Consider the following 19978-nt stretch of genomic DNA (forward strand, 5'->3'; position numbering starts at 1 on the left):
CGTGAATCAGCATGTACCGCCGAAGCCGCCGCTCGGCCCCAGTTTCCATCGGCTCTTGGCGTCGAGCGGGCTGGCCAACCTCGCCGATGGCATCGGCATCGTCGCCTGGCCCTGGCTTGCCTCGCTGATTACCCGCGATCCCCTGGCGATCGCGCTGGTCGGCGTGGCACAGAAACTGCCCTGGTTTCTCTTCGCCTTGCCGTCCGGCGTGATCACTGATCGTTTCGATCGCCGCCGGCTGGTCATCGCCATGGATGTCCTGCGCTTCCTCGTCTTGATCATGCTTTCGGTGGCCATGCTGATGCCCGGCATGCTTCCGGAGGTTCCGGTCGATGAATTTCCGGCGACGCTCCTTTACGGCCTGTTGCTGATCTCGGCGCTCGTCGTCGGTTTCGCCGAAGTCCTGCGCGACAATTCCGCCGTCACGCTCCTGCCGGCAATCGTGCCCCATGCCCGCCTTGAAACGGCCAATGGCCGCATGGGCAGCGTGGAAATGGTGATGAACATGATGATCGGCCCGCCGCTTGCGGGACTGGTGATCGGCCTCGCCTTACCCTTGGCCTTCGGGCTTTACGGCCTCGCCTTTGCCTGTGCCGGCCTGCTCGTTCTGTCGATCCGGGGCAACTTCCGCTCGCAGCGGCCGGAAGCGCGCCACTGGATCTCGGAGATCCGCGAAGGCACCGCTTATCTCTTCGCCCGGCCGTTGCTGCGCGACCTTGCGATCGGCCTCGGCGGTCTCAATGCCATCGAAGTCATGCTGCTCACCGGCCAGCTGCTTTATGCACAGGAGGTCATGGGCCTCAGTTCGGCAGGCTACGGCGTGTTGCTGAGGGGTCTTGCCGCGGGCGGCCTTGTCGGCGGTCTCTTAGGTGAGAGCATCATCCGCCGGTTCGGCGCATCCGCTTGTTTGAGAGCGACCATCGTCGGCTGCCTCACATGGGCCTTGGTCATCCTTGTCATGCCGCGGCCGGTCTTCGTCTGGGCGGCCCTGATGCTGTCCAGTCTCACCGGCATGGTGTGGAACATCATCACGATGTCGCTGCGCCAGCGCCTCATCCCCCCGCATCTGCTCGGCCGCATCAACAGTGTCTACCGCTTCTTCGGGCTCGGCACCATGCCGCTCGGCATGCTGATGGCGGGCGCGAGCGTCAGCCTCACCGAGGCTTTCCTCCCGCGCAGCCAGGCGCTCGCCATGCCCTTCGTACTCGGCGCGGTACTCTCCCTCCTGCTGCTCGCCGGCATCTGGACCCGCGTTTCGCCGAAGGCACTCGCTGCATTCCAGGCGGGGTAAGGCTGTGTCCTTCTCCCCGCCTGCGGGGAGAAGGTGCCCGAAGGGCGGATGAGGGGCGGCCTCGAAGCCCCCGTCTGGGAAGGTCAGCCTTTCTTGGGCGCAGGCTTCGCGGTCGGATCTTCAAACCGAATGCCGCAATTGTTCTTGAGCGACGCCATTTCGATCGCCTTCATCTCACCCTTCAGGCGCGCCACTTCTGCGGCGGATGCGCCGTCGCCCTTGGCGAAGAACAGCGCTGGCCAGAAGATCACAAGGCCAACGCCGACGGCCACCGCGTCATTGTCGGCCTTCTTCTGCTGAACTCCGCTTGCTGCGATGGCGCGGGCCGAAACGGCTGTTGCCTCTTCCCGCAGGCGATCGCAGGAGAGGCTTTCGTACAGTGTCGGTGAGACATAGGCTGCTTCGATTTCCGATGGCTTGCTCGCGCAGGACGAAAGAACTGCGCCAAGGCAGATGGCAGAGACGATTTTGATGTTCATGAAAACCCCCGGTTGTTGACCCGAGAGCGGTTTCATCCCGTTGCCGGGAGGTCAAATGCAAAACCTGCAGGTCTTTGGCGAGGCGCCAGATGTCCACAACCAAAAGTGATTCATGCCTGTCGGTCCCATGCCGGCAAGGGCAGAGGGCAGCCGCCCCCGCCCTGTCTCAAGAGCCGGCCTGCCTCACTTCAATGGCTCAAACACCATCGAATGACCGTTGATGCAATAACGCAAACCCGTCGGCTTCGGGCCGTCGGGGAAGACGTGGCCGAGATGGCCGCCGCAATTGGCGCAGCGGATTTCGGTGCGCACCATGCCGAAAGACATGTTGCGATGTTCGGTCACGGCGTCAGGCTTCACCGGCTCGAAATAGCTCGGCCAGCCACAGCCGGCGTCGAACTTCGTGTCGGAGACGAAGAGCGGCTCGTCACAGGCGGCGCAGCGATAAAGGCCCTTTTCGAAATTATCCCAGTAGGGGCCGGTAAAGGCACGCTCGGTGCCGTGTTCGCGCAGGATCCGATACTGCTCCGGCGTCAGCTGTTCGCGCCATTCGGCATCCGACTTGACGACCTTCGGGGCGGTGGTGGAAGCGGTCATGATCTTCTCCTTGTCGAGGCCGGGTCCGCGGCAAGCATTGCCGGCCCGGCGTTGCACTATAGATAGGGTGCGCCATGTCGAGCGGCAATTGTCCCTCTCGCCCCTTTGGTCGTTGAACCCCTCTCGTCCTTTCACGCAAAGCTGAATGACTTGGCCCCGATCTCACCGAATCGTGGGTTGACGCGTCCGTGAAGGGGACGTGTTCCGTTTTTGCTTGAGACGAAGGTTGGCTTGTCCTAACACGGTCGCACCTTGTATCGACTGACACTGAAGACCCGATCCGATGCCCACGGGGAGATGGAATGCCTGAGATGACGAGCGACCTGACCTGGGTCGCCATGCTCTTGCCCTTCGCGGCAGCCGTTGTAGCGCCATGGCTCACAGCCCGCTTCGGCGCCGCCGCTGCCTGGTTTCTGGCGCTTGCACCAGCGCTTGCTTTTGCCCATTTCGCCGGCTTTCTGCCGGAGGTCGCCGCCGGCGAGCGGGTGACCGGCGGCTATGCCTGGGTGCCGAGCCTGAACCTCTCCTTCTCCTGGTTCATCGACGGCCTATCGCTCACCTTCGCGCTGCTGATCACCGGCATTGGAGCCCTGATCGTGCTCTATGCCGGCGGCTACATGAAGGGCCATCCGCAGCAAGGGCGCTTCATCGGCTTCATCCTGCTCTTCATGGGCGCCATGCTGGGTCTGGTGGTGTCCGACAGCTTCCTGATGCTCTTCGTCTTCTGGGAGCTGACATCCATCACCTCCTTCCTGCTGATCGGCTTCGATCACAGCCGCGAGGCCTCGCGCCGCGCGGCTCTGCAGGCGCTGGTCGTGACCGGCGGCGGCGGTCTGATCCTGCTGGCCGGCATGATCTTCATCTGGAACATCACCGGCGTCAGCCAGCTCTCGCTGCTCCTGTCGACGGGGGACGCGCTGCGCGAAAGCCCCTTCTATCTCGCAGCCCTGCTTCTCGTCCTCGGCGGCGCCTTCACCAAGTCGGCCCAGTTCCCGTTCCATTTCTGGCTGCCCAATGCCATGGAAGCGCCGACGCCAGTCTCGGCCTATCTCCACTCGGCCACCATGGTGAAGGCCGGCGTCTATCTCCTGATGCGCCTCAACCCGGTCATGGGCGAAACGCCGGCCTGGGAAATCCTGCTGCCCTTCTTCGGCGGTATCACCCTTCTGGTTGGCTCGATCCTCGCCGTGCGCCAGACCGATCTGAAGCTGATGCTCGCCTATACGACGGTCGCCTCGCTCGGCCTGCTCGTTATGCTCACGGGCTTCGATACCGAACATGCGGTCGAGGCGGCGGTGCTTTATCTCGTCGCCCATTCGCTCTTCAAGGGCGCGCTCTTCATGGTCGCCGGTGCCATCGATCACGAGTCCGGCACGCGTGACATCCGCAAGCTCGGCGGCCTCGGCAAGCTGATGCCGATCACCTTTGCCGCGGCACTTCTCGCCGGCATTTCCATGGCCGGCCTGCCGCCGCTTTTCGGTTTCCTCGCCAAGGAAGAGATCTATTACGCGCTCGCCGGCACCAGCCCGCGCGCCATCCTCTTCACCGCCGTCGCCGTCATCGGCAATGCGCTGATGTTCGTCATCGCCTTTGCCGTCGGCCTGAAACCCTTCATCGGCCCGGATGGCGATACGCCGAAACATGCCCATGAAGGGCCCGTCATGCTCTGGATCGGACCGCTGACGTTGTCGGTTCTGGCGCTGCTTGGCGCACTCTTCTCCGGCATCGCCCACCGCTTCGTCACCTCGCCCATGGCAAGTGCTGTGGATGGCGAACTGCAGACCGTCACCATCGGCCTCATCCCGTCCCTGGGCGCCGCCCTTGCGCTCTCGGTCGTCACCGTCATCCTCGGCGTGGTTCTCTACATGGGGCTCGAGCGCCTGCGTGCGGCTGTCGACCGCGTGGTCACCGGCCTTGGCCTGAGCCCGGACAGAGGCTTCGACCATTTCATCTCCGGTCTCGTCCGCTTCTCGACCTCGGTCACCCGATACGTCCAGAACGGTCGCCTCGAGACCTACATCACCGCCTCCTTCGTCTTCGTCGCCATCGCGCTCCTGGTCACTCCCTTCGTCTATGGCGAACTGCCCACGGTGCTCAATCTGCCGACGGAGTTCGACCTGCACGAGATGGCGATCCTGGTGATCGCGGTCATCGGCGTGATCGCGGTGCTGACGGCCAATGACCGCCTGACCGCCATTGTCTGCCTCGGCATCCAGGGCTTTGCGGTCGCCGTCATCTTCCTGCTCTATGGCGCACCGGATCTGTCCTTCACCCAGTTCATGGTCGAGACGCTGTCGGTCGTCATCCTGGCGCTGGTCATGACCCGCCTGAAGCTGTCGCCGTCCGATCACCGCCCGGCGCTCGCGCGCCTGATGGATGGTTCGCTCGCCATCGCCTGCGGCCTCGGTTTCGGCCTTATGCTGGTCGCCGCCACGTCCGGCCCGTTCGATGGCTCGCTCTCGGCCTTCTTCGCCGAATATTCCAAGATCATCGCCCATGGCGCCAATGTCGTGAACGTAATCATCGTCGACTTCCGCGGCGTCGATACATTGGGCGAAATCGGCGTCGTCATGATCACCGGCCTCTCCATCCTCGCCCTGATCCGCATCCGGGTGGGCGGTGCGCCGGCAGCACCGGTTCTCGCCGAGCCCGTGCCCTCGGACGTCGCGCCCCATCCGGCGCCGCCGAAAAAGAAGCGGGGGACGGCGAAATGAGCATGATGTCTAGAAGCCTTTCCGCGATGGAGGCCCAGCGATGAACACACTGATCTTCCGCACCTTCGCACCCTTCCTCACGGTGCTGATGCTGGTCTTCTCCATCTTCGTGCTGCTGCGCGGCCACAACGAGCCCGGCGGCGGCTTCATCGGCGGCCTGATCGGGGCTGCGGCCTTCGCCATGTATGGCATCGCCTTTGGCGTCCAGGCCGTGCGCCGCGCCATGGTTTTCCACCCGATGTCGGTCGCCGGCTGCGGCCTTCTGGTGTCGACGCTGTCGGGCGTCATCTCTGCGCCGCTCGGCTATCCCTTCATGACCGGCGTCTGGGTTTATCCCAGCCTGTTCGGCGTCGAAGTGCCGCTCGCTACGGTCATCTCCTTCGACATCGGCGTCTATCTCGTCGTGGTCGGCACTTTCACCTCGATTGCCCTTGCGCTCGAAGAAAGGGATGACGGCTGATGGAAGTCATCTTCTCCCTCGTCGTCGGCATTTTCTTCGCCGCCGCCGTCTATCTCATGCTGTCGAAGAAGATCGTGCGCATCCTGCTCGGCATCGTCCTGCTCGGCAATGCCGTCAACATGCTGATCTTCACGGCCGGTCGCTTGACGCCCTCCATCCCGCCGATCATTCCCGGCGGCGTGGACGTGCTGCCCGCCGGAACCGCAAACCCGCTGCCGCAGGCCCTCATCCTGACGGCGATCGTTATCTCCTTTTCCTTCTTCTGCTTCCTGCTGGTGCTGACCTACCGCGCCTATCAGGACCTTGGCACCGACGACACCGATGAGATGCGCGTTGCCGAACCGAAGGACGAGCCGCTGCCGCCCACCGGCTACTGAGCAGGAGATTGAAGGACACCATGGCTGCCCCATCCACCACGCCTGTCGATTACGCCGCCGCCTATGTCATGGAGCCGATGACGGCTGCCCATTGGCTGGCCGTCACGCCGATCGCGCTCTGCATCTCCGTCGGCGCCGCGCTGATGATGATCCGCCACCGCACGCACTGGCATTCGGCCGTGGCTCTCGTCGGGCTCGGCCTGCTGGTCCTCGTCGATGTGCTTCTTCTGCTCAAGGTCATGGCGGACGGGCCGCTCACCATGATGATGGGCCGCTGGCTGCCGCCTTTCGGCATCGCGATCACCGTAGACCTCACCGGCGCGCTTCTGGCGCTCGCTGCCGCCATCGTCGCCTTCTGTGGCGCGCTCTATGCCCATGTCGAGATCGACAACAGCGGCCGCCGCTACGGTTTCTATCCCCTGCTGATGATGCTGATGGCCGGCGTCTCCGGCGCCTTTCTGACCGGCGACCTCTTCAACCTCTATGTCTGGTTCGAAGTGCTGCTGATCTCTTCCTTCGGCCTGCTGATCCTCGGTTCCGAGCGGGAGCAGATCGATGGCGCGCTGAAATATGCCGTCCTCAACCTGATGGCGACGACGCTCTTCCTGATCTCGGTTGGCTATCTCTATGCGATCTTTGGCACGCTCAACATGGCCGACATCGCGCTGAAGGTCCCTGAATATGCCGACACTGCGCCGCTGATGACGCTGTCGGCGCTCTTCATCCTCGCCTTTTCGATGAAGGCGGCGGCCTTCCCGGTCAATTTCTGGCTGCCGGCCTCCTATCACACCCCGCGCGTTGTCGTGTCGGCCCTCTTCGCCGGCCTTTTGACCAAGGTCGGCGTCTACGCCCTGCTGCGCGTCACGGTCATGCTGATGCCGGTCGAGCGCGAAGCCCTGAGCCTCGTCATCGCGGTCGTCGCGGCTCTCACCATGATCTTCGGCGCACTCGGTGCACTGGCCCAGAGCGACATCCGCCGCTTCCTCGGATTTGTCGTCGTGGCCGGCATCGGCAACATGCTGGCGGGCGCGGCAATCGGCGGTAATCTCGCCGTCGGTGCGGCGATCTTCTATGCGCTGCATTCCATCCTGTTGATGACCGCGCTTTACCTCGTGGCCGGCGAAATCGGGCGTCTGGGCGGCAGCTTCCGTCTCGACCGCGTTGCAGGCCTCTGGACCGCAGCACCCGCCTTCGCGGCCATTTCGCTTGCGCTCTTCTTCGCCGCAAGTGGCCTGCCGCCGTTCTCGGGCTTCTGGCCCAAGGCACTTCTGGTCAAGGCCTCGATCGATATCGGCGCCTGGTGGCTCGCAGCCTCGGTGCTCGTCTCCGGTTTCCTCACCACCATCGCCTTCGGCCGCGTCTTTCTCTTCACCTTCTGGCGTCCGGTGTCTCAGCCGGCGGATGGCTCGGCTGCAGCAACGGTTCCACTGCCGTCTCCCGGCCGCTCCGCAATCCGCTGGCGCATGGCGCCGATTGTCCTGCTCACCGCCTTCACGGTCTGGTTCGGCCTCTTCCCCGACAGCCTCATCGTGCTGACGCAGCAGGCCGCGGGAGGTCTTTCCGATCCGACAGCCTATATCCGTTCGGTCTTCCCTGAAGGAGGTGTGCGATGAGCCTTTATGCGATCAGCATCCTGATGGCGGTGATCTGGGCCACCGTGTCCGGCAGCTTCACGCTCCTCAACCTGATCTTCGGCTTCGTCCTGTCGCTGCTGACACTCTACCTCCTGCGCGAGCGTTTTGTCGGGCGTGACTATACGAGCCGCACGCGCCGCGTTCTGTCGCTCGTCTTGCTCTTCCTCGTCGAGCTCGCCAAGTCCGCCTGGCGCGTGGCGACACTGGTTCTGAGCCCGAAGATGGACCTGAAGCCCGGCGTCTTCGCCTATCCGCTGACGGTGAAAAGCGACTGGGAGATCTCGTTGCTTGCCAATCTCATCACGCTGACCCCGGGCACGCTCTCGGTTGACGTCTCCGAGGATCGCCAGACGCTCTACGTCCATGCGCTCGACTGCTCGGACATCGAAGCCGCTCGCCGCGATATTGCCGATGGCTTCGAGAAGAAGATCATGGAGGCCTTTGCCTGATGACCCCTGACCTCATCGTCGAATATGCCGCCATCTTTGCCATTGTGATCCTGGTGATCGCGCTGCTCTTGACCGTCTACCGCGCCGTGGTCGGCCCGACCCTGCCGGACCGCGTCATCGCGCTCGACATGCTGGTCGGTATCGTCATCGGCTTCATCGCGGTCATTGCGCTGAGGACCGGCTACACGCTCTATATCGACATCGCGATTGCGCTCGGCCTTGTCGGCTTCCTCGCGACCGTCGCCTTTGCCCGCTTCATCCTCGCCCGCGGCTGCGTCGGAGAAGGGGAGGGCGTGGAGACGGCAAAGCCTGCGGCGTCGAACACGGGGAAGGCGGTTGCCTCCGGCACTGCAAGGCTCGCGGCAGCCAAGGCCCCTAAGAAACCCAAGGCAGTCAAGCCGGCCGCACCGCTCGGCAGCAAGGAGGCCAAATGATCTCGCTTCTCGCAGCCTTGGGCGTTGCCGCCCTCATGATCGTCGGCGCGCTCTTCTCGCTGATTGCCGCCATTGGCCTCAACCGCCTGCCTGACCTCTATACCCGCATGCATGCGGCCTCCAAGGCCGGCACCGTCGGCTCCGGCCTCCTGCTTCTGGCCGTAGGCCTGCACGCGGCGGATGTCGCGACCTTCGGCCGTGCGGTCGCGGGAATCGTCTTCTTCGTCCTGACGGCACCCGTTTCGGCCCATCTTCTCGCACGCGCCGCGCACAAGGTGGGCTATCCGCTTTGGTCCAAATCGGTTCGTGACGATATGATCAGATAATCATTCTGACGTATTACTGGTTGCGCTCACCTGTTCTTTAAAATCGGAAACATGTGATCCCAGTGAAAAACGCGTCACATTCAAAATAGAAAAAGATTTATACCCGTCAAATCTAGTAGAAATCTGCAGTGGACATTTACGCTCGGAATGTTAATTCACGTTCGAGAGCGCTGACCTGTTGCGTTTCCGGTCTGTAAGCGAAGTTGAGTTTCAGGTGCGACTGCACCGCAAGGCCTGATCTTCGCCATAGTCGGCGTACAGAAAAACCGAACGGTTTGGGGACCGTGTCGGACGTTTGGTGATCTTTGTGGGGTTGAAAATGATCTGCCGGATTGCACTGCGTGCAGTCTGGCTGACGTGTCGAATATTGTCTGCGAGCTTCGGCGGATGCTCGTGGGAGATGAACAGGAGAAGTGAATGAGTGAAGAACAACAGGGTCCGAACCAGCAATTGCTGGTGGAACTGACAGCCGACATCGTCTCGGCCTATGTCAGCAACCACGTGGTCCCGGTCACCGATTTGACCAATCTGATTGCCGACGTCCATCAGGCCTTGAACAACACTGCCTCGCCGACCCCGGCTCCGGCTGTCGTTGAAAAGCCGAAGCCCCCGGTTCCGATCCGCAAGTCGATCGAAGACGATTACCTGATCTGCCTCGAGGACGGTCAGAAGTTCAAGTCGCTGAAGCGTCACCTGATGACCCACTACAACATGACCCCGGAAGAGTATCGCGAGAAGTGGGGCCTGCCGGCCGACTATCCGATGGTCGCTCCCGCCTATGCCGAGGCCCGTTCGCGCCTCGCCAAGGAAATGGGTCTCGGCCAGCGCCGCAAGCGCGGCAAGTAAGATATCGCCACCATCAGGATGGCGACACGAACAGGGGCCGGTCATTCGACCGGCCTTTTTTGCGTCAGGGATAAGGAAAATTTTCCGTATCCTGCAGCGGTCTCGCCAGGGGGGGGAAGCGCCCGAAATCTATCTCGTACCATCTACCCCTAAATTCACGGGGTTCACAGGCGTAAGATCTCTGCTAGCTTTAATAGGAAGAAAATCCTATTTCGAGACAGTCCATGGCAGATGACCCTGCACCCGTCCCACATGTAGTCCTATCCGATGCCCAAAGCATGGAATGGGAGCCGACAGGCGACCCCATCCAGACAGACGAAGCCGACCCGGCGAGACCGATCACCGCAGAACGCCGGCTTCTTTGCATGATCGTGCGCCAGCTGACCGAGGAATTGCTGCGCGCCACCGGCCTTGAAAACGATGGCGATCCCGGCCGTCGTGCCACGAGCCATGTTCGGCAGGTGGCCATGTATGTCTGCCACGTCGCCTATTCCATGCCGATGGGGGAGGTGGCCCAGGCTTTCGGACGTGACCGCTCCACCGTCGGCCACGCCTGCCGCATGGTCGAAGATCGCCGCGACGACCGCGCCTACGACACCTTCGTCGCAATCGTCGAGCGCATGGCAAGTGCCGTCCATCTTCTGGCCGGCCATCGCATCTGAAAGGGGAAAAGCATGACCCGGAAGAACCACCAAGCGGAGAGCGCTCGCAGGGTAGGAGGGGAGGCACCCCCTCCGGGCAGAACGGGCAGTTTCACGAAAACCCTGTCCCGGAGCGAGCGCAAGCACATCCGTCAGCTGCTGCGGCGGTCTCTCGCCGGTCCGATGAGGCTCCAAGCGGCCTCCACCATGTCGAACACCGACGCCGCAGCGGGCGAGCCATCCGCCGCTCTCGTCGCGCGTCTGGTGTCGGCAGGGCTTCTGACGCCTTCACCGGAAGGATACCGCGCAACTCCGGAGACGGCCGCCTGGCTCCGCCGCGATCTCTGCGATCTGCCGGACGAGGCGCATCAGAGCCAGCATCGGGTCGTAGAGGTTCAGACGCTGGCCATGCCGGAGGGCCGCCAGTCCGTCCGCCGCAATCTGCAGGAATCGCCGCTCTTTCCGCTGCTTCGCCTGAAGGAGAAGGATGGCCGTTGCTTCCTGCCCCAGGAAGCGGTGGGAGCCGGCGAGCGGCTGGCCGCCGATTTCGACTTTGCCGGCCTGCAGCCCCGCATCACCGCCAGCTGGGAGCCGCGCCTCGCGAGCCGAAGCTCGGGTGCGGCTCCACCCGCGGTCGAACTCGCCGACAGCACACTGGCTGCCAGACGCCGCGTGACCCGCGCGGTCGAGGCAATGGGGCCGGAACTCGCAGGCGTGGCGCTCGATGTCTGCTGCTTCGGCAAGGGGCTGGAAACGGTGGAGCGCGAACGCCAATGGCCCGCCCGCTCCGCCAAGCTAATGCTGCGCGCCGCTCTCCTCACGCTCGCCCGCCACTACACCCCGCCACCGTCCCGTCCAAGACCACGCCACTGGGGCGAGGAGGGTTTCCGGCCGGAGATCGGGTAGGGGAAGTACGCGTCGGCAACCCGCTTAAACCATCCGTCGGGCGGCCTCTTCGCGGATCCGCTGGATCATCGACCGCAAGCCGTTGGCCCGCTGGGCGGTCAGGTGTTCCAGAAGACCGAGCTGCTTGAAGAGATCGAGCGCATCGAAGGCGACCACCTCGGAGGCTCGTTTGCCCGAATAGGCTTCGAGCACGATCGCAACCAGCCCGCGCACGATGAAGGCATCGCTGTCGCCGCGAAATGTCATAACGGGATCCGGCCCGTCGCCGGATGTCACCGACAGCCAGACCTGGCTCGCGCAGCCCTGAACCTTGTTCTCCGCCGACTTTTCCGCATCCGGCAGATCCGGCAGCGCCTTGCCGAGCTCGATGACATAACGCATCCGGTCCTCCCAGTCGTCCAGGAAGCCGAAGTCGTCGATCATCTCGTTCAAAGTTGCCATGCTGCCCACCCTGCGTTTTGTCGGACCGATATAGTTGAGACATCGCCGCTTTTGAACCGGCTGCGGCAAGGAAACCTGTCGATGACTCAACTCACGCCAGTTGTGGGTTCAGGTGGGGGCGGATGGGCCAGGCTCATCGATCTCCGGCAGGACAATTTGCATGCGTCCATGCCGGATCGTGGCGATTTCAACGCGAGCATCTGCGACACGATAGTCGATAAGGTAGTCGCCGACGACAAGCGTCCGGAAGCCGGCGATCTGCAGGCCGTGCTGGGTGTTCCCCGCATCCGGAAAATCCTGCAGCGGCTGGCGTGCCCGTTTCATGACCTGCAAGAAGCTGCGCGCGGCAGCCGGACTGTGATCCTTCAGATAGGCGCTCTCACGGCGAACAAATGCTGCAGCCTTTCGAGAGAGCCGGATCGGTCTCATGCCACCTTACCGGCGATCATGCGTTCCATCTCCGCGAGAACGGTGTCAAAGTCCTCGTGCTCCCCCGCATTCAGCTCTGCACGCGCCTCGATGGTCGCGATGATATCAGCGCCTTCGTTGAGCAGATAAGTCTTCAGCGCGCGCAGGATGATGTAACTGCGGGAGCGCTCCGTGCTTTCGGCAATTCGGTCGATGTCTGCAAGAATGTCCGACGGAATGCGCACCGTGACGGAATCGGTCTGCTTGGGCGAGGCCATGTCCTGCTCCTTCTTCCCCGTAAGACATCGTAAGACAAGTTGCCTGGTTTCTCAACGCTTGGCCGGTCCGATCGGCAGACCAGAAGAAAAAGCCGCGCAGCTTGCGCTACGCGGCCCGGCAAATGCCGAAGTCAGTCAGGGACAGGCAGACAGGCATCCGGTCCATGGCAGGGCCGGCTGCAAGCGGGAAAGGGGCGGGCATCCGCCCCGGAATTCTTGGAAAGATTGCGGGAGCAATCGAGGCGAGCGCTGAAAGCCTCAGGGCTTCGGCGGCTGGTAGGGTTTGGGCAGGTGCTTCGGGCGTTCCGTCGGTGTGACCGTGCCGGTGATGACCGGCGCCTCGATCTCGACATTGGCGAGCTGCGGCGTCTCCACCTCCGGCTTGACGATGTCGACCACGCCGCGCTTCGGCAATGGGTTTTCGTCGGCCACGGCGGTTGCGCCATCCTCGGTGAACTGCTTGTCGAGCAGCTGATAGGCGACAAGCGCACCTTCGCGGGCTCGCTGTCCGAGCGCCTGGAAGGTCGCGGCACCCTTTTCGCAGACCTCCGGCTTCTCGACGCAAAGCGAGGTCACATAGTCATAGGCGCCGCTGGCGGCGGTAATGGCGGCACCCATGTCGAAGCCCGCGCCGTCCTTCTCCTCGGCGGGCGGTGCCGCCAGGAAGGACAGGGCGACGAGCGTCGCGGTGCAATAGAAAGTTCCCTTGATCAGAAACCACATGGTCTTCACCAATTCCCTGTTGCCCGGTCTTTGCCGGAACGGTCCGGGTTTCCTCCCGAACTCATGGACGCCACCCTAGGTTTGATTCGCCAAAATCGCTTTTCGAAACCCGCTCGGCTTTGAGACGAATTCGAGTAAAATTTGAACGATCGCTTGGTTCCCGGGCCCTTGTCTCGGAGTTTATCGATCGGCGTTAAGCATAAATGTGGCAGGCGCCCGGCAATCCACCGCTTCTCGGCAGCCTCGCCGACCACAAGCGTTAACGCCATTTCTAAAAACTGAATGATTTCAGCGCTTACGCCCCGTTAACCATGTTTGGGAAAGCCTCCGTCGGCTGTCCTGTTTCGGGTCAGAACGGCCGTTCCGGGCCGTTCGCAGGCCTCTGCCTTATCTATTCCTTAAGCGCGTCCGGCCTATCCTTGAGCGGTAAATCAGAGGAAGCGGTCGCGGATTTCTGGCGTGGTTGTATTGCGTAAAATGTCGGATGGACTGACGATGTCGATGGACGGGCTGCTGGCCCGGCTCCTCTCGCGTCACGCCGCCGGCCGCCCGGTCGATCGGGCGGAAATCGCAGCGCTTCGCAAGCTGACCTTCGCGCTCTCGCCCACCTTCTTTGCCGTGCCGGTCGCACTGACCTTCCTGTTCGGTGCTGCAACCGGTCTGCCGATCGGCTTTGCTCTGGCAACGGCGCTGTATCTCTTGGCCGCGGTGGCGCTGGTTGCCGGCCGCCGCCTGGGCGCGAACGGCACTGAACCCACCGTTGGTGGTGCAGAGGCATCAGCCGCCGACCCATACGAATTTTGCCCCGGCCTCTTCCTGACGCTGGATGCATCCGGCGTGGTGCGTTCAGCCGGTGGCCGCGACCGCCAGATGTTCCTGTCCTTCCTGCGCGAGCCCCTGTCGCGGCCCTTCGTCGATCAGGTGCATGTCTCCGACCGCCTGGCTTTCGTTCAGTCGCTCGACGAGCTGCGCCTCGGCGCCGATGTCGTCGTCACCGACCTGCGCCTCGATCGCCCTGTCATCGGTCTCGATCAGGCCCAGTTCCTGAACGTCCGCCTCGACATGACCGCCGTGCGCGCCGAAGACGGATCGCTCACCTCTGTCCGTGCCCAGATGCTCGATATCGAGGGCGAAATGCAGATGCGCGCCGCCGTCGCCCGCAAGGAAGAAGAGGCAAGCGCTGCCCACGAGATCAAGAGCCGCTTCCTGGCTGCCGTCAGCCACGAGATGCGCACGCCGCTCAACGCCATCCTCGGCTTCTCCGACATCCTGATCGGCGAATACTTCGGCAAGCTCGAAAACGACCGCCAGCGCGAATATGTGCAGCTGATCCGCCAGTCGGGCGCACATCTGCTGTCGGTCGTCAACACCATGCTCGACATGTCGAAGATCGAAGCCGGCCGCTACGAACTGCTGCTCGAGGAATTCGATCTCGCCGCGTCGCTCACCGAATGCGAGCGCATGCTCTCGCTCCAGGCCCAGACCAAGGGTGTGAAGCTGACGAGCCGCCTGCCGAGAGGCTTGGGCGAGGTCACCGCCGATGGCCGTGCCCTGCGCCAGATCGTCATCAATCTGGTCGGCAATGCTATCAAGTTCACCGACGCCGGCGGCGCGGTCATCATCGATGCCGCGCGCCACGGCAACGAGGTCGTCATCAGCGTCAGCGATACCGGCATCGGAATTCAGCCGGAAAAGATGGCCCTGATCGGTCGACCCTTCACACAAGTGCAGAACGATCTCAATCGCAACTACGAGGGTTCCGGCCTGGGGCTTTCGCTGGTAAAGGGATTGACGGCCCTCCATGGCGGCACCTTCCGGATCGAAAGCCGGCCGGGCGAGGGCACCGTGGTCATGGTCACCCTGCCGGCAGACGGCTCGGGTGCGCAGGCCGCAGGCGAAACCAATATGGTCGAGTTCCCGCCGCGTCTGGCTGAAGCGGGATCCGAGGCTAAGAAGGGTGGGAAAGCACCGGAGTATGACGAAGCGGAAGCGAAAATCGCCTGAGAAGAAGAAGGCGGGCGGAACGGCCCTACTCCTTCTGTCCAAGGGCGCAGGCGCAGTCGTGCGTCTGGCCGGGCGACATCCGCGCGCCGTCGGCGGTGCCTTCTGCTTCACCCTCGTATTCGGCACGATCGCCGCCAACGCCCTCTGGTACCAGCCGGGCCAGCATCCGTCGCCCTTCCTGCGCACGCGCAATGCCGAGGACTTTACCGCCCTTGCCGGCGTGCCGCGGGCCCCGCTCCTGAGCGAGCGGGACCCCGAGACCGTGACCACCTTCCGCATCGAACGCGAGAAGCCCGGCACGGCCGAAGCGCCTGCAGCAGACGGGTCGACAACGGCGCCCGCAGCGCCAGCGGCCGGAGGCCAGACCCTCGCCACGCTGCCGGCAAGCCTGCCGGCCAATGCCGAGGAAACCGCAAAGCTCATTCGCGAGGTCCAGGCCGAACTCCTGCGTCGCGGCCTCTATGACGGCGAAGCCGATGGTGTCATCGGTCCGCGCACTGAAACTGCGATCTCTCTCTTTCAGAAGACCGTTGGCATGGAGGCAAATGGCCTGGTGACCCCGGAGCTTCTCGCCGCCCTGACCCTCGACCGAGGCGTCACCGCCGCAGTGCCCGCTCAGCGCCCTGTGATGGATGTGAAGGCAGACACAGAAGATCCGGTCGCCGCAGCGATCCGCAGCGCCGAAACCCAAGTCGTCACCGCGCCGCGCCGTCCGGTTGTTCCGGTCCAGGCGCTGCCACCCAAATCCGTGGAACGCAATGCGCCGCCCCCGGTCCAGCAGGCCAATTTCGACCCGGGCCTTGTCATGGAGATCCAGCGCGGCCTCAGCAACATGGCCTATCGCAACGTCACCATCGACGGCGTCGCCGGCGAAGACACCCGCGCCGCCATCCGCCGCTTCGAGCGCCACTACCAGCTTCCGGAAACCGGCGAGCCGAGTGCAGCCGTCCTGAAAAAGCTGAAAGATATCGGGGCGCTTTAATCCCTTTGTCTAGGTGAATTTTCATAGTCCCTAAAGTAATCCCTCATTAATGATACGATTGGTATTCTTCCTCGATTGGAGGAGGACAATCCATGATTGCTGCGATGAGCGCGCGCTTTGAGGACGATCACCAGGCGACGGTGCCGGAGGCCCCGCAAACCGCAGAGGTCGATGCCGCCACCCTGCGGGGCATCGTCCAGCGCCTGGCGGAAGAGGCATCCACGCTCGGGGTTGACCTGGTCGATATTGCCGGCGCAATCCAGGATGTCGCCGGCATTTCCAAGCGTCATGCCGTCACCTTCGATGGCATCACCCGGACAGCGCTGTCCATCGCCGAGACCAACCGCGAGGTGGCCGCCTCGCTGCGCGAGACGGATCAGACCGCCGGTGAAGCTCGCCGCATGCTGACGGACTCTGCAACCCGCCTGACCGGAGCGGTCGGCAAGATCGACCACATGGTCGAGACATCGGAAGAGATCGGCACCGAGATCGGCAGCTTCTCCCAGTCGCTGACGGAAGTCGACAAGGTGGCCGAAGAGATCGGCACGATCGCCCGCCAGACCAATCTGCTCGCGCTGAATGCCGCGATCGAAGCCGCGAGAGCTGGCGAGGCCGGCAAGGGCTTTGCCGTTGTCGCCGCCGAAGTGCGTGCCCTGGCACTCCAGACCTCCCAGGCGACCGGCGCGATCCAGGAAACACTGAACCAGATCCGCCAGAAGATCGTCCGCCTGACCGAAGCGGGCCATGGTGCGACCGCCAGCGCCCGCGACGTGCGCGAGACCTCGCAGGCCATGAACAATTCCTTCTCCTCCATGGAGCAGGTCATCACCCGTATTCTCGACGGTTCCTCCGCTATGGCCCAGACGACGGACCAGGTGGATCGCCAGTGCTCGGAATTCGTCGCAACGCTCAGCGACATGTCGGCCGAAGTGCGCCAGTCCGACCACCACCTGCAACAGACCGCCGGTCGCGTCGACAAGGTCGTGGCGCTGTCGGAAACCTTGATCCAGTTGACGGCCAGTGCCGGCATCCGCACGGCAGACAGCGACTGGATCGATACTGCCGTCGATGTCGCCGCCCGCATATCCGAGGTCTTCCAGCAGGCGGTCGATAGCGGCCGCATCCGGACAAGTGACCTCTTCGACCGCAATTACCGCCCGATTCCCGGCACCGATCCGGTGCAGATGATGACCGGCTTTACGGAATTCACCGATCAGGTCCTGCCCGCCATCATCGAGCCCGTCGCCGGGTCCTCGGAGCGCATCGGCTTCTGTGCTGCCGTGGACGAGAACGGCTACCTGCCGACCCACAACAAGAAGTTCTCCGCCCCGCAGCGCCCGGGCGACACCGTCTGGAACACCGCCAACTGCCGCAACCGCCGCATCTTCAACGACCGCGTCGGCCTCGCCGCCGGCCGCTCGACTGCACCCTTTCTCGTCCAGACCTACCGCCGCGATATGGGCGGCGGTAATTTCGTCCTGATGAAGGACATCTCCGCCCCAATCTTCGTCGCCGGCCGCCACTGGGGCGGGCTGCGTCTGGCGGTGAAGGTGTAAAGCGTCGCTTGACGCGCTACAGTCCGCGTCTTATCTTTGCGCATGAGGATCAGCTCCGTTCTGCACAAGGGACTGCGTCGTTTGATTGAGGCGGATGATAGCTCCGGCCTCCAACTCGCCGTCGTGCCGAAGCTTCGGCGGATGTTGTCCTTCCTGCAAGACATGCAGCGTGAAGACGAACTGCATGATGTGCCCAGTTGGAAAGCCCACCGCCTGAGCGGAGATCGGAAGGGCACCTGGAGCCTCTTTGTGACCAAGAACTGGCGCCTGACCTTTCGCATCGAAGCTGACACCGTTGAGATCGTTGATCTCGACTACGAGGATTATCACTAGGAGGCAGGGATGAATATGGATGCGGGCTATCGCATGAAGTCGCCGGCTCATCCGGGTGAGTTCATCCGTCATGAAATCATAGAGCCGCTCGGGCTTAACGTCACAAGCGCTGCCACCGCCTTGGGTGTCACTCGTGCAGCCTTGTCCGCGTTGCTCAACCAACGGGCAGGCCTGTCCCCGGAGATGGCCCTGCGCATCGAAAAAGCCTTCGGCGTATCGATGGATACCCTGATGCGCATGCAAAACAGCTTTGACATCGCGATGGCAAGGCGCCGGGCCGACGAGATTGTGGTGGCTCCATACAAGGCAGCTGTCTGAAGCAGCCTGATCCCTCCACGCCCACCCTCGACGCCGACCCCGCAATCCCCTAAACCCATGCCCCATGCGCATCCGCTCCGACATCTTCGTCTCCGCCCTGACCCGCCGCGTCTTTTCCGATGGCGGTTATGCGGCCGTCGTCGCAAAGGGCTCGGAGGCGTCCGGCGCCATCTTCGTGCGTCAGCGATTTCGCGATGGTCTGGAGACGCTCTATGGTCCGGCGCCGCAGGCGATGATCGGGGAGGGGGAGCGCGATGACAGGATCTTTGAAGCGCGCCTCACGCGCGCCGAGCCGGAGGCCGTCGAAGCGCTGATTATGCGCGAGCAGAAATTCGACAGCGATCTCTGGCTGGTCGAGATCGAGGTGGACGATCTCGGCACCTATCTCAGCCTGACGGATCAGAAGGGTTGATCACCGCATAAGCTATCGAACCCACCTTCCCCTTGAGGGGGTGGGGTGACCACCGCGCCGACAGCGGCCAAGGTCGACCACCATCGCTCAAATGCCCAAAGCCTGCCCCTTACCGCTTGCGCGCCCGCAGCACCTGCCGCCCGTGCTCGTCGCCGACCGGCTGGCGTTTCGCCGAGCCCTGGTTCGCCGCCTTGAGGCTTGTCGCACCCGGGGCGGGAACCTCACGCTGGTCGGTCTCGCGGGCCACCACCGGCAGTTCGTCCCCGGCAAAGGTGTAGCGATCGGCGCGGATCCAGCTGTCGATGCGCGCTTCCGCCTGATCCGGATCCATGCCGAAGAGCAGGGTCTCTGCGCGGCTTGCGTCATTCTCGCGCCGCGCGAGATGCGGGTAGATGTGCTCGAGGATGAAGACCGCGTCACGATCGTCCATCGCAACGCCTGCCAGCGTCGTGGCCAGCTGCCGGCCGGAAATGTCGAGCAGGATGCGCTCGGCGAGCCACCGGCTGGAGGACAGCATGTCGGCTAAGGTCGTTGCGAAGAAGCCGCCGTCATGGGCACGTGCGAACCGCACCAGAAGCGCCGTCTGCACCGGCGTTGCCTGCCGGCGACCGAGCCGATCCTCGCGTGGCGGCCGCTGCTGATAGGCCATGCGCTTGATGGTCTGGCGCAGCGCCTCTTCCCGCGCCACAGGCTCTGGCACGATCTTTTGCGGTGCAACCGCGCCCGACAGATCGCTCATCTCGAGATCCGCCATCACCTTGTCGAAGCTCGACGGGGCGATCTTTTGGAGTGGCTCGACCTTGGTCTCTTCCACCTTCGCCTTTTCCGGGCGCGGCGGCAGCGCGTGGCGCAGGGAAACCAGCGCGTCGATCACGGTTGGCGACAGCCGCTCACGCTTGACGATGGCGCGCGCATGATCGGCCCCTTGCGTGCGCGCGATCATGATCAGCATGTCGTCGGACAGGGCCGGTGAGGAGGCGAGGAAGGGTGCCGCAATCGAGATCGGCTGGCTTGCAATGAAGGCCGCGACCGATAGGGGCAGGTTCGGGCTTCTTGACAAGGCGGCCACCGCCTCTCGGCGGGCTTCCATGGATGACCCTGCAAACAGCGGCTGGAACAGTTCGGCAAATTGTCGGAGTTCGGATTTGCCGGGGAAGGAGAGCGCCTGGAAACTCGTGACCGTGGCCATCAGAACGACATCCTTGTTCCGCGCGCCGGCCGGCTTCTCAAGCTCCCTGAACTGTTCGCTCACCACAAACCACTCCAACGCAATACAGATGTGATCGAGATTAGAACAAATTTGTTAGCAAGCTGTTAACTAAGCTATGGCTTCCTGTGGACAGGTGGATGGTCAAGGCAGGCGATTCAC

At 63.3% G+C, this 19978-nt stretch carries 24 protein-coding genes; 17 read left to right on the plus strand and 7 right to left on the minus strand.

The features are described from left to right. The first annotated feature begins 1 nt into the window (after position 1). Positions 2 to 1291: an MFS transporter gene (locus FAA86_RS04405; RefSeq protein ID WP_167494889.1), complete on the plus strand. Its 1290-nt coding sequence runs from the start codon at positions 2 to 4 to the stop codon at positions 1289 to 1291. 83 nt (positions 1292 to 1374) lie between these two features. On the opposite strand, the gene FAA86_RS04410 is transcribed toward FAA86_RS04405, so the two are convergent. Beyond that, positions 1375 to 1770 (minus strand): hypothetical protein, encoded by a 396-nt coding sequence (locus tag FAA86_RS04410; RefSeq protein ID WP_136538544.1) that lies wholly within the window; start codon positions 1768 to 1770, stop codon positions 1375 to 1377. A 183-nt stretch (positions 1771 to 1953) separates the two neighbouring features. Further along, positions 1954 to 2367: a peptide-methionine (R)-S-oxide reductase MsrB gene (msrB, locus tag FAA86_RS04415; RefSeq protein WP_136538545.1), complete on the minus strand. Its 414-nt coding sequence runs from the start codon at positions 2365 to 2367 to the stop codon at positions 1954 to 1956. A gap of 311 nt (positions 2368 to 2678) precedes the next feature. Between msrB and FAA86_RS04420 the strand changes: the two genes are divergently transcribed. From FAA86_RS04420 to FAA86_RS04465, 10 genes are all read left to right on the plus strand, one after another. Beyond that, positions 2679 to 5081 carry a putative monovalent cation/H+ antiporter subunit A gene (locus FAA86_RS04420; protein WP_136538995.1) on the plus strand — a complete coding sequence of 801 codons (2403 nt, stop codon included), beginning with the start codon at positions 2679 to 2681 and terminating at the stop codon, positions 5079 to 5081. A gap of 40 nt (positions 5082 to 5121) precedes the next feature. Continuing rightward, positions 5122 to 5541 (plus strand): Na+/H+ antiporter subunit B, encoded by a 420-nt coding sequence (locus tag FAA86_RS04425; protein ID WP_136538546.1) that lies wholly within the window; start codon positions 5122 to 5124, stop codon positions 5539 to 5541. Next, entirely contained in the window at positions 5541 to 5918 is a 378-nt protein-coding gene (locus FAA86_RS04430; RefSeq protein WP_136538547.1) for a Na+/H+ antiporter subunit C, read from the plus strand. Before FAA86_RS04425 ends, FAA86_RS04430 begins: the two co-directional genes overlap by 1 nt. Before the next feature lie 20 nt (positions 5919 to 5938). Next, positions 5939 to 7531, plus strand: coding sequence for a Na+/H+ antiporter subunit D (locus FAA86_RS04435; RefSeq protein ID WP_136538548.1), 1593 nt, complete (start codon positions 5939 to 5941; stop codon positions 7529 to 7531). After that, a complete protein-coding gene (locus FAA86_RS04440) occupies positions 7528 to 8001 on the plus strand; it encodes a Na+/H+ antiporter subunit E (protein ID WP_136538549.1) in 474 nt (157 codons plus the stop codon). Before FAA86_RS04435 ends, FAA86_RS04440 begins: the two co-directional genes overlap by 4 nt. After that, the gene (locus FAA86_RS04445; RefSeq protein ID WP_167494890.1) at positions 8001 to 8435 is read left to right on the plus strand and encodes a cation:proton antiporter; all 435 of its coding nucleotides are present in this window, start codon (positions 8001 to 8003) and stop codon (positions 8433 to 8435) included. The genes FAA86_RS04440 and FAA86_RS04445 overlap by 1 nt, the downstream gene beginning before the upstream one ends. Then, positions 8432 to 8761, plus strand: a complete 330-nt coding sequence (gene mnhG, locus FAA86_RS04450; RefSeq protein WP_136538550.1) for a monovalent cation/H(+) antiporter subunit G — start codon at positions 8432 to 8434, stop codon at positions 8759 to 8761. The genes FAA86_RS04445 and mnhG overlap by 4 nt, the downstream gene beginning before the upstream one ends. Positions 8762 to 9178: 417 nt before the next feature. Then, a complete protein-coding gene (locus FAA86_RS04455) occupies positions 9179 to 9607 on the plus strand; it encodes a Ros/MucR family transcriptional regulator (RefSeq protein ID WP_113461927.1) in 429 nt (142 codons plus the stop codon). 224 nt (positions 9608 to 9831) lie between these two features. Then, a complete protein-coding gene (locus FAA86_RS04460) occupies positions 9832 to 10269 on the plus strand; it encodes a helix-turn-helix domain-containing protein (protein WP_136538551.1) in 438 nt (145 codons plus the stop codon). A 186-nt stretch (positions 10270 to 10455) separates the two neighbouring features. Next, positions 10456 to 11154, plus strand: a complete 699-nt coding sequence (locus FAA86_RS04465; RefSeq protein WP_246034997.1) for a DUF6456 domain-containing protein — start codon at positions 10456 to 10458, stop codon at positions 11152 to 11154. A 24-nt stretch (positions 11155 to 11178) separates the two neighbouring features. Here FAA86_RS04465 and FAA86_RS04470 read toward each other — a convergent pair whose 3' ends face one another. The 4 genes from FAA86_RS04470 to FAA86_RS04485 all read right to left on the minus strand — a co-directional run bounded on the left by FAA86_RS04470 (position 11179) and on the right by FAA86_RS04485 (position 13004). Then, entirely contained in the window at positions 11179 to 11595 is a 417-nt protein-coding gene (locus tag FAA86_RS04470) for a SufE family protein (RefSeq protein WP_136538552.1), read from the minus strand. A 108-nt stretch (positions 11596 to 11703) separates the two neighbouring features. Then, positions 11704 to 12024, minus strand: a complete 321-nt coding sequence (locus tag FAA86_RS04475) for a type II toxin-antitoxin system RelE/ParE family toxin (protein WP_136538553.1) — start codon at positions 12022 to 12024, stop codon at positions 11704 to 11706. Next, on the minus strand, positions 12021 to 12281 hold the full coding sequence (locus tag FAA86_RS04480; RefSeq protein ID WP_210309807.1) for a CopG family ribbon-helix-helix protein: 261 nt from the start codon (positions 12279 to 12281) through the stop codon (positions 12021 to 12023). The genes FAA86_RS04475 and FAA86_RS04480 overlap by 4 nt, the downstream gene beginning before the upstream one ends. 258 nt (positions 12282 to 12539) lie before the next feature. Continuing rightward, positions 12540 to 13004, minus strand: a complete 465-nt coding sequence (locus tag FAA86_RS04485; RefSeq protein ID WP_136538554.1) for a DUF5330 domain-containing protein — start codon at positions 13002 to 13004, stop codon at positions 12540 to 12542. Between the two features lie 501 nt (positions 13005 to 13505). Here FAA86_RS04485 and FAA86_RS04490 point away from each other — a divergent pair. The 6 genes from FAA86_RS04490 (at position 13506) to FAA86_RS04515 (ending at position 18609) form a co-directional block, all read left to right on the plus strand. Then, the gene (locus tag FAA86_RS04490) at positions 13506 to 15008 is read left to right on the plus strand and encodes a sensor histidine kinase (protein WP_136539001.1); all 1503 of its coding nucleotides are present in this window, start codon (positions 13506 to 13508) and stop codon (positions 15006 to 15008) included. Continuing rightward, positions 14980 to 15990 carry a peptidoglycan-binding domain-containing protein gene (locus tag FAA86_RS04495; protein WP_136538555.1) on the plus strand — a complete coding sequence of 337 codons (1011 nt, stop codon included), beginning with the start codon at positions 14980 to 14982 and terminating at the stop codon, positions 15988 to 15990. The genes FAA86_RS04490 and FAA86_RS04495 overlap by 29 nt, the downstream gene beginning before the upstream one ends. Before the next feature lie 92 nt (positions 15991 to 16082). Next, positions 16083 to 17546, plus strand: a complete 1464-nt coding sequence (locus FAA86_RS04500) for a methyl-accepting chemotaxis protein (protein WP_136538556.1) — start codon at positions 16083 to 16085, stop codon at positions 17544 to 17546. 42 nt (positions 17547 to 17588) lie between these two features. Continuing rightward, positions 17589 to 17879 carry a type II toxin-antitoxin system RelE/ParE family toxin gene (locus FAA86_RS04505; protein ID WP_136538557.1) on the plus strand — a complete coding sequence of 97 codons (291 nt, stop codon included), beginning with the start codon at positions 17589 to 17591 and terminating at the stop codon, positions 17877 to 17879. A 15-nt stretch (positions 17880 to 17894) separates the two neighbouring features. After that, on the plus strand, positions 17895 to 18197 hold the full coding sequence (locus FAA86_RS04510) for a HigA family addiction module antitoxin (RefSeq protein WP_374725518.1): 303 nt from the start codon (positions 17895 to 17897) through the stop codon (positions 18195 to 18197). A gap of 64 nt (positions 18198 to 18261) precedes the next feature. Then, positions 18262 to 18609 carry a DUF1491 family protein gene (locus tag FAA86_RS04515; RefSeq protein ID WP_136538559.1) on the plus strand — a complete coding sequence of 116 codons (348 nt, stop codon included), beginning with the start codon at positions 18262 to 18264 and terminating at the stop codon, positions 18607 to 18609. Between the two features lie 109 nt (positions 18610 to 18718). On the opposite strand, the gene FAA86_RS04520 is transcribed toward FAA86_RS04515, so the two are convergent. Beyond that, positions 18719 to 19861 carry a DUF2336 domain-containing protein gene (locus FAA86_RS04520; protein WP_246034999.1) on the minus strand — a complete coding sequence of 381 codons (1143 nt, stop codon included), beginning with the start codon at positions 19859 to 19861 and terminating at the stop codon, positions 18719 to 18721. Between the last annotated feature and the right edge of the window lie 117 nt (positions 19862 to 19978).

This window comes from Rhizobium rosettiformans W3 (assembly GCF_004912135.1).
Classification (GTDB): Bacteria; Pseudomonadota; Alphaproteobacteria; order Rhizobiales; family Rhizobiaceae; genus Allorhizobium; species Allorhizobium rosettiformans.

What these genes read in the sequence shown, in the direction of transcription:
- FAA86_RS04410 (WP_136538544.1), bottom strand. Translation starts at nt 1,770, where the DNA reads ATGAACATCAAAATCGTCTCTGCCATCTGCCTTGGCGCAGTTCTTTCG.
- msrB (WP_136538545.1), bottom strand. Translation starts at nt 2,367, where the DNA reads ATGACCGCTTCCACCACCGCCCCGAAGGTCGTCAAGTCGGATGCCGAA.
- FAA86_RS04420 (WP_136538995.1), top strand. Translation starts at nt 2,679, where the DNA reads ATGACGAGCGACCTGACCTGGGTCGCCATGCTCTTGCCCTTCGCGGCA.
- FAA86_RS04425 (WP_136538546.1), top strand. Translation starts at nt 5,122, where the DNA reads ATGAACACACTGATCTTCCGCACCTTCGCACCCTTCCTCACGGTGCTG.
- FAA86_RS04430 (WP_136538547.1), top strand. Translation starts at nt 5,541, where the DNA reads ATGGAAGTCATCTTCTCCCTCGTCGTCGGCATTTTCTTCGCCGCCGCC.
- FAA86_RS04435 (WP_136538548.1), top strand. Translation starts at nt 5,939, where the DNA reads ATGGCTGCCCCATCCACCACGCCTGTCGATTACGCCGCCGCCTATGTC.
- FAA86_RS04440 (WP_136538549.1), top strand. Translation starts at nt 7,528, where the DNA reads ATGAGCCTTTATGCGATCAGCATCCTGATGGCGGTGATCTGGGCCACC.
- FAA86_RS04445 (WP_167494890.1), top strand. Translation starts at nt 8,001, where the DNA reads ATGACCCCTGACCTCATCGTCGAATATGCCGCCATCTTTGCCATTGTG.
- mnhG (WP_136538550.1), top strand. Translation starts at nt 8,432, where the DNA reads ATGATCTCGCTTCTCGCAGCCTTGGGCGTTGCCGCCCTCATGATCGTC.
- FAA86_RS04455 (WP_113461927.1), top strand. Translation starts at nt 9,179, where the DNA reads ATGAGTGAAGAACAACAGGGTCCGAACCAGCAATTGCTGGTGGAACTG.
- FAA86_RS04460 (WP_136538551.1), top strand. Translation starts at nt 9,832, where the DNA reads ATGGCAGATGACCCTGCACCCGTCCCACATGTAGTCCTATCCGATGCC.
- FAA86_RS04465 (WP_246034997.1), top strand. Translation starts at nt 10,456, where the DNA reads ATGTCGAACACCGACGCCGCAGCGGGCGAGCCATCCGCCGCTCTCGTC.
- FAA86_RS04470 (WP_136538552.1), bottom strand. Translation starts at nt 11,595, where the DNA reads ATGGCAACTTTGAACGAGATGATCGACGACTTCGGCTTCCTGGACGAC.
- FAA86_RS04475 (WP_136538553.1), bottom strand. Translation starts at nt 12,024, where the DNA reads ATGAGACCGATCCGGCTCTCTCGAAAGGCTGCAGCATTTGTTCGCCGT.
- FAA86_RS04480 (WP_210309807.1), bottom strand. Translation starts at nt 12,281, where the DNA reads ATGGCCTCGCCCAAGCAGACCGATTCCGTCACGGTGCGCATTCCGTCG.
- FAA86_RS04485 (WP_136538554.1), bottom strand. Translation starts at nt 13,004, where the DNA reads ATGTGGTTTCTGATCAAGGGAACTTTCTATTGCACCGCGACGCTCGTC.
- FAA86_RS04490 (WP_136539001.1), top strand. Translation starts at nt 13,506, where the DNA reads ATGGACGGGCTGCTGGCCCGGCTCCTCTCGCGTCACGCCGCCGGCCGC.
- FAA86_RS04495 (WP_136538555.1), top strand. Translation starts at nt 14,980, where the DNA reads ATGACGAAGCGGAAGCGAAAATCGCCTGAGAAGAAGAAGGCGGGCGGA.
- FAA86_RS04500 (WP_136538556.1), top strand. Translation starts at nt 16,083, where the DNA reads ATGATTGCTGCGATGAGCGCGCGCTTTGAGGACGATCACCAGGCGACG.
- FAA86_RS04505 (WP_136538557.1), top strand. Translation starts at nt 17,589, where the DNA reads ATGAGGATCAGCTCCGTTCTGCACAAGGGACTGCGTCGTTTGATTGAG.
- FAA86_RS04510 (WP_374725518.1), top strand. Translation starts at nt 17,895, where the DNA reads ATGGATGCGGGCTATCGCATGAAGTCGCCGGCTCATCCGGGTGAGTTC.
- FAA86_RS04515 (WP_136538559.1), top strand. Translation starts at nt 18,262, where the DNA reads ATGCGCATCCGCTCCGACATCTTCGTCTCCGCCCTGACCCGCCGCGTC.